Origin of the sequence: Aquimarina agarilytica ZC1 (assembly GCF_000255455.1) — a bacterium.
Classification (GTDB): Bacteria; Bacteroidota; Bacteroidia; order Flavobacteriales; family Flavobacteriaceae; genus Aquimarina; species Aquimarina agarilytica.
On record NZ_JH621286.1, the window covers coordinates 22,530 to 29,452 of the forward strand.

Here is a 6,923-nt window from a genome sequence, read left to right on the forward strand (position 1 = left end):
TTATAGTTTATGTTAAATCTATAGACAAATATACCAATTTATACGTCGAAACTATCTATTAATAATTGTTTAAGTTCATTTAAAATCATCCCAGTGGCTCCCCAAATAATATGATCCTCAAACTCAAAAGCAGGAACTTTTAATGATTTATTTATTCCTATATCAACAAAAAGCTCTTTAATTTCTTTTTGTTCAATAAGATATGACAAAGGCATTTCAATTAATTTTGCAACTTCTTCCTCCTGTAAATGAAATGTCAAAGCTTCATTTGCTTTTGCTATAAATGGATATATTCTAAAATCTGATACGGGAACATATAAGGAACTCAAGGATTTTATAAAAGATACCTTTTGTTGCGCCACTCCAATTTCCTCCTCTACCTCCCGTAAAGCCGTATTCCAAAGGGAAAGATCACTTGATTCAAACTTCCCTCCCGGTAATGCTACCTGACCAGAATGAGCTCCATCATAGGTTGTACGTAAAATTAAAGCTAAAAAGGTTTCTTCATTTTTAGCATAAAACAAAGCCATTACTCCAGCTTCTCGTGTTTTTGTAGTCACATAATTTTGTGAAAATTGAACTCGATCCTTAGGAGACAACTCCATTTGAGCTAAAGCTCCTGGGAGCTTATTTTTTTCTATTTTTGAAATACCTTTTAAGAATTTTTCAAACTTCATTTATGCGCCTATTTTTTTTAACTTTTGTTATTCTTAGCTGTTGGATTACTTCTTGCCAAGATAATAAATCACCTAAACAAAACATCCAAACAAAACCAGAGGTTCAAAAAAAGGAAGTTACCCCTTTAAAACCAAAGTATACTAAGCGAATTACTAATAAAAATGTGATTGAAATACTTACGGAATATGGAAATAAAAATAAAGAACGTTTTGTTAAACTTTCAACTGATTTTGGTGAAATCGAAATTGAACTATACAATGAAACTCCGTTACATAGGGCTAATTTTATTCAATTAGTGAAACGAAAATTTTTAAATGAAACCTGTTTTTACAGAGTAGCGAAAGGCTTTGTAATTCAAGGCGGAAACAGCGATCGAATGGAAATGGCTAAAATTAAACGACGTATAGGTCAATTTACGATTCCACACGAAATCAAAAAAAAATTAAAACATCATTATGGTTGTGTAGCTATGGCCAGAGTGTATAAAAACAATCCGAATAAAAGATCTAGTCCTTTTGAATTTTATATAGACGTTGACCCTAAAGGCTCCCATCATTTAGATGGCGAACACACCGTAATTGGACGCGTAATAAAAGGCATGGATGTGGCTAAAAAAATAAATCTAGTTGAAGTTGATTTTAGCGAATGGCCAAGAAAAGATGTGTACATGAAAGCAACAATTATCAAGTAATTTATTAAGAAAACACATGTAAGAAAATACACATTAAAAAACCAATTAAATAACTCAATTTCAAATAATTACAAATATTTCTTACACACAACACCTACTCAACGAGTATAAAATAATATATATCGATTTTAATTCTTACATGATATATTAAAACCAAAAGACATAGTAATTTTGTTCTGTAAAAAGTTAGTTATAACATTTAGAGCTTACTATGATAAAAACTTTAGTATTGATATTTAGCCTATTTTCTATTACGACCACTGTAAATGCGCAAAGATATAGAGAGGTTTTAAAATGGAAAGTTAAAACTGCATCTGGAGGGATGGTTTTTGGGATATCTAATGATAAAACCGAAGCCAATACAATACTTGATGATTTTCAAGAACGAAACCTGGATACCAAATACGATATTTCTAAGGGGCATCGCATATTTACTTATGCTACGTTACCCGTTGAAAGCAAACATGAAAACCCTATTGATCGTTTTAATAATATCACTAAAAGAGGTTATAAAGTACTTTCTGCCGAGGATTTAAAGGCGTTATCTATAATTGAAACTAAAAATTTTAATGCAGGTGTTAAATACTATGTAAATGCACGTAATGCGGATATAAAATATGCAACGGCTCGTTTTAATGATTTACAAACAAACTATAAAAAGTATATCAACTAATTTTAAATCTATAATCAATTTCAAATAGATTTTTTTCACAAAGGATCGCGTTTATTCATAGTAAGTATTTAGGGGCATTTATTTATTATGTTGAGATTCGATCATAAAAAAAGGAGCTTACTGGCTCCTTTTTTAGTATAATTTTATCCTTCTTGGATTATATCTAAATAGAACAATTATTAAAATTTTGAATATATTTTACGATAATTGATAAAAAATTAATTGCAAAATTTTACTGAATCTTTAAAAAAAAATTAGAAAAAGTTAGGTTATTCTAATTTTTGATTATGTTTGTATTACTAATGCGTTAGCACAATAGAACGCATTGCCTACATAAATGAAATCTTTTTTCAGATTCGGGTTTAGGAGCATACCGAAGTCTACTCCAAAAACTGCCCTATGGATAGGGAACCGAATTCTCAGGCTGACTTCTAATACCTTATATATTTTACGATTTAGGTCGCAACGTATTTTTATACCCTGCACAATTTTTCAGTTTAGGATGTAATTGATCTTATATTTTTTTTTAAGGCTATTTGGCTCTTTTTATTACATTTTTTATTTCAATTATCATTTACTACTACAATGAAAACTAAGTATATTGACCTAATTGAGCAAACTTTTGACTTTCCACAGGAAGAGTTTAAGCTCAACGAAGACCAATTACATTTCCATGGAATTGACTTAATGGAGTTGATAAATATTTATGGAACACCATTAAAATTCACCTATTTACCAAAAATATCGGACAATATCAATCGAGCCAAAAATTGGTTTAATAAAGCTATTGAACAGCATAATTACAAAGGAGCCTACTATTATTGCTATTGCACCAAAAGTGCTCATTTTCAGCATATTTTGGATGAGGCTTTAAAGAACAACATACATATTGAAACCTCATCCGCTTTTGATATTGATATTGTCGAAAATTTGAAATTACAAGGAAAAATAACTAACGATACCTATATTATTTGTAACGGTTTTAAACGAGATCAATACATAAAAAATATAGCCCGACTAATCAATAATGAACATAAAAATTGTATCCCCATTATTGATAATTACGAGGAAATTAATTTAATCTGTGAGGAAACAACTAAAAATTTTGAGATCGGAATTAGAATAGCATCTGAGGAGGAACCTAAATTCGAATTTTATACCTCTAGACTGGGAATTGGCTATAAAAATATTGTTCCTTTTTACAAAGAGAGCATAAAAAATAATACACAAGTAAGCTTAAAAATGCTTCATTTTTTCATAAATACAGGCATTAAAGACAATTCCTATTATTGGAATGAATTAAGGAAATGTATGTCCGTATACGTTAAATTAAAAAAGGAATGCCCATCGCTAAGTAGCCTAAACATTGGTGGTGGTTTTCCAATTAAAAATTCGTTAGCTTTTGATTATGATTACGAATACATGATTTCTGAAATTGTCAATCAAATTAAGCAATCCTGTGATGAAGCCGGAGTCGAAGTTCCTAATTTATTTACCGAATTTGGAAGTTTCACCGTTGGTGAAAGTGGCGGAGCTATATACGAGGTGTTATATCAAAAACAGCAAAATGACCGCGAAAAATGGAATATGATCAACTCCTCTTTCATTACAACAATTCCCGATACTTGGGCCATAAATAAACGCTTTATAATGCTACCTATTAATCGTTGGAACGAAAATTATGAACGTGTTTTATTAGGAGGACTTACTTGTGATAGTGATGATTATTACAATTCTGAACAACATATTAATGCCATTTATTTACCTAAATACGATAAAGAGCAACCATTATATATAGGTTTTTTTAATACGGGTGCTTATCAAGAATCTATAGGTGGTTATGGTGGGCTTCAACACTGCTTAATTCCCCAACCTAAGCATATAATAATTGATAAGGATACCAAAGGTAATATACTAACATCTATTTTTTCCAAACAACAAACCTCAGAGGATTTATTATCCATTTTAGGATATGATTTTAAATTAAATCAAATTTCCAAAAAAAAGGAAATAGCAAAGAACACCATGTTAGATTATTCTAACTCATTATAAACAATTATACTATTAAAAAAATGAGTATCGCTAAAACATATGCTGGTATTCCAAAAGAATACGCAAGTTTTGATAATGCCAAAATACTATTGATTCCAGTACCTTATGATGGAACAAGTACTTGGCAAAAAGGAGCTGACAAAGGACCAGAAGCTTTTTTAGAAGCTTCCAATAACATGGAACTTTATGATATAGAAACAAATACCGAAGTATACAAAAAAGGTATTTATCTTACCGAACCGATAACTGAGAATAGCACTCCAGAGGCTATGGTTGAAGCTGTTTATTTACACACAAAAAAACAACTAATTACCAATAAATTTGTCACATTATTTGGTGGTGAACACTCTATTTCTATTGGAGCTATTAGGGCTTTTAATGAAAATTTTAGTGATTTAACGGTACTTCAAATTGATGCACATGCCGATTTACGATCAAGTTACGAAGGCACAAAATATAATCACGCCTGTGCCTTGCACGAAGCCAACCAACAAACAAATTTAGTACAAGTAGGTATCCGTAGTATGGATAGTTCTGAACGTAACTATATAAACAAAGAAAATGTTTTTTATGCCCATGAAATGGTTACAGATGATTATTGGATGGATAATGCCATTGAATCTATGACACAAAATGTGTATATTACTTTTGATTTAGATGCCTTTGATCCTTCAATTTTACTTGCAACAGGAACTCCAGAGCCAGGGGGATTACTTTGGTATGAAACATTAGATTTTTTAAAGCAGGTTTTTAAAGAAAAAAACGTCGTGGGCTTTGATATAGTAGAACTTTGCCCTAATAAACACAGTAAAGCTTCAGATTTTTTAGCCGCTAAACTTTACTATAAAATGTTGAGTTATAAATTCCTGCCTTCACATCAGGATGATGACGATCAAAACAATAAAATTATTAAAACTAAAGAGATTAAAAAGAACTTAAAATTTCAAGATGAATACAATGACTAAAGGAGCCATATCACAATTCATAGAAAAATATTACTTGCATTTTAATGCCGCAACCGTAGTTGATGCAGCTAAAGCTTATGAAAAACAATTAGCTAATGGATCAAAAATGCTGGTTTCACTAGCAGGGGCTATGAGTACTGCCGAATTGGGTAAAATTTTCTCAGAAATGATTCGTCAAAAAAAGGTTCACATTATTTCATGTACTGGCGCAAATTTAGAAGAAGATATTATGAATTTGGTGGCACATAGTCATTACAAACGAGTACCTAACTATCGTGATTTAACTCCTCAACAGGAAAGAGATTTACTAGACAAGGGATTAAATAGAGTTACCGATACCTGTATCCCAGAAGAAGAAGCATTTCGTAGATTACAAAAACATATTGTAAAACTTTGGAAAGAAGCTGAAGCAAATGAAGAACGATTATTCCCTCATGAATTTATGTATCGCATGTTACTTTCGGGAGTATTAGAACAGTATTATGAAATTGATTTAAAAGATAGTTGGATGTATGCTGCTGCAGAAGCTAATTTACCTATAGTAGTCCCAGGCTGGGAAGATAGTACTATGGGAAACATTTTTGCTAGCTATGTAATGAAAGGAGAATTAAAGGCAACTACCATGAAATCGGGTATTGAATACATGACCATGCTTGCCGATTGGTATACTCTAAATTCTAATGAAGGTATTGGTTTTTTTCAAATTGGCGGAGGTATTGCCGGAGATTTCCCAATATGTGTTGTGCCAATGTTATATCAAGATATGGAACTTACAAATACTCCTTTTTGGAGTTATTTTTGTCAAATAAGTGATTCCACAACAAGTTATGGTTCCTATTCGGGGGCTGTTCCTAATGAAAAAATAACTTGGGGTAAACTAGATATTGACACTCCAAAATTTATAATTGAATCAGACGCTACAATCGTAGCTCCTTTGCTATTTGCTTATCTATTAAACATGTAAAATATGTCACGCTCAACAAACTCAAATTTAAAAAAAATCATAATCGATTATAAAAAATTAGATCACGACGTTTTAGACTTATTAGTTGAAAAATATCCTGATGGATATAATGATAATGATATTGTAAAATTTAAAAATGCAAAAAATGAAACTTTTGAGTGTGTCGAAATTTCGGATGGAGAAACACTATACATGGTAAAAATAAGTGCCAAATTGGAACAAAAAATGGAAGATCATGATTTAGATAATGACTTCCTTGATGAGCCAGGAACTACTGAATTTGATTATTAAATTGATCAACCCTACTTTTAAAATTTAAAATATGTATACAAAAATAGTTCAAAAATCACGCTTAATAGCCATTATGGGTGATCACATTTTGGTGCTAGAAAAAAATCAAAAAAAGCTTAAATACTCTTTACCTGGCGGTGTAAAAAAGAAAAATGAAACTGCATCAGCTTCTTTAAAAAGAGAAACAATAGAAGAGATAGGAGTTCATTTAGATACTAGTAAATTAGAATTATTTACCACGGCCTTGGTTTTAAAAAATGAGGATTACGTTATTAAAAATTATTACGTAATTGATGGATTCAATATTAAACCTCAAAACTTAGAACCACATAAGTTTTTTTGTATAAAATGGATACCATGGCAAAAAGCTGTCAAACTCATGGATAAAACAGATAAAAAAGTAGTTGAAGAATATTTTTTTAATATACATATATCATTAGCTAATAAAAACCCTTTAAACTAGGCTATAAAACAAGTATACAGTACATCAAAGCCCTATCTTTTTTGAACTAAACTAATATCAAAAAACTCATTGAAATTCAATGAGTTTTTTAGGCGCATTCAGAATACTCAAAACCCTTGTAAATACGAGGGTTTTGTCGTAAATTA

The 6,923-nt window shown here is 30.8% G+C and carries 8 protein-coding genes; 7 read left to right on the plus strand and 1 reads right to left on the minus strand.

Annotated features, from left to right (window positions below; genetic code table 11):
- Positions 1-38: 38 nt before the first annotated feature.
- Positions 39-677 carry an NUDIX hydrolase gene (locus tag KQA_RS0215950; RefSeq protein WP_010182525.1) on the minus strand — a complete coding sequence of 213 codons (639 nt, stop codon included), beginning with the start codon at positions 675-677 and terminating at the stop codon, positions 39-41.
- Positions 678-679: 2 nt separating this feature from the next.
- Between KQA_RS0215950 and KQA_RS0215955 the strand changes: the two genes are divergently transcribed.
- The 7 genes from KQA_RS0215955 (at position 680) to KQA_RS0215985 (ending at position 6,777) form a co-directional block, all read left to right on the plus strand.
- The gene (locus KQA_RS0215955; protein ID WP_010182527.1) at positions 680-1,369 is read left to right on the plus strand and encodes a peptidylprolyl isomerase; all 690 of its coding nucleotides are present in this window, start codon (positions 680-682) and stop codon (positions 1,367-1,369) included.
- 211 nt (positions 1,370-1,580) lie between these two features.
- Positions 1,581-2,042 carry a hypothetical protein gene (locus KQA_RS0215960; RefSeq protein WP_010182529.1) on the plus strand — a complete coding sequence of 154 codons (462 nt, stop codon included), beginning with the start codon at positions 1,581-1,583 and terminating at the stop codon, positions 2,040-2,042.
- 585 nt (positions 2,043-2,627) lie between these two features.
- On the plus strand, positions 2,628-4,094 hold the full coding sequence (locus KQA_RS0215965; RefSeq protein ID WP_010182530.1) for an arginine decarboxylase: 1,467 nt from the start codon (positions 2,628-2,630) through the stop codon (positions 4,092-4,094).
- A gap of 20 nt (positions 4,095-4,114) precedes the next feature.
- Positions 4,115-5,059: an agmatinase gene (gene speB / locus KQA_RS0215970; protein WP_010182531.1), complete on the plus strand. Its 945-nt coding sequence runs from the start codon at positions 4,115-4,117 to the stop codon at positions 5,057-5,059.
- On the plus strand, positions 5,052-6,023 hold the full coding sequence (locus KQA_RS0215975; RefSeq protein WP_010182533.1) for a deoxyhypusine synthase family protein: 972 nt from the start codon (positions 5,052-5,054) through the stop codon (positions 6,021-6,023). Before speB ends, KQA_RS0215975 begins: the two co-directional genes overlap by 8 nt.
- Before the next feature lie 3 nt (positions 6,024-6,026).
- A complete protein-coding gene (locus KQA_RS0215980) occupies positions 6,027-6,314 on the plus strand; it encodes a hypothetical protein (protein WP_010182535.1) in 288 nt (95 codons plus the stop codon).
- A gap of 31 nt (positions 6,315-6,345) precedes the next feature.
- Positions 6,346-6,777, plus strand: a complete 432-nt coding sequence (locus KQA_RS0215985; protein ID WP_010182537.1) for an NUDIX hydrolase — start codon at positions 6,346-6,348, stop codon at positions 6,775-6,777.
- The last annotated feature ends 146 nt before the right edge of the window (positions 6,778-6,923 follow it).

What these genes read in the sequence shown, in the direction of transcription:
- KQA_RS0215950 (WP_010182525.1), bottom strand. Translation starts at nt 677, where the DNA reads ATGAAGTTTGAAAAATTCTTAAAAGGTATTTCAAAAATAGAAAAAAAT.
- KQA_RS0215955 (WP_010182527.1), top strand. Translation starts at nt 680, where the DNA reads ATGCGCCTATTTTTTTTAACTTTTGTTATTCTTAGCTGTTGGATTACT.
- KQA_RS0215960 (WP_010182529.1), top strand. Translation starts at nt 1,581, where the DNA reads ATGATAAAAACTTTAGTATTGATATTTAGCCTATTTTCTATTACGACC.
- KQA_RS0215965 (WP_010182530.1), top strand. Translation starts at nt 2,628, where the DNA reads ATGAAAACTAAGTATATTGACCTAATTGAGCAAACTTTTGACTTTCCA.
- speB (WP_010182531.1), top strand. Translation starts at nt 4,115, where the DNA reads ATGAGTATCGCTAAAACATATGCTGGTATTCCAAAAGAATACGCAAGT.
- KQA_RS0215975 (WP_010182533.1), top strand. Translation starts at nt 5,052, where the DNA reads ATGACTAAAGGAGCCATATCACAATTCATAGAAAAATATTACTTGCAT.
- KQA_RS0215980 (WP_010182535.1), top strand. Translation starts at nt 6,027, where the DNA reads ATGTCACGCTCAACAAACTCAAATTTAAAAAAAATCATAATCGATTAT.
- KQA_RS0215985 (WP_010182537.1), top strand. Translation starts at nt 6,346, where the DNA reads ATGTATACAAAAATAGTTCAAAAATCACGCTTAATAGCCATTATGGGT.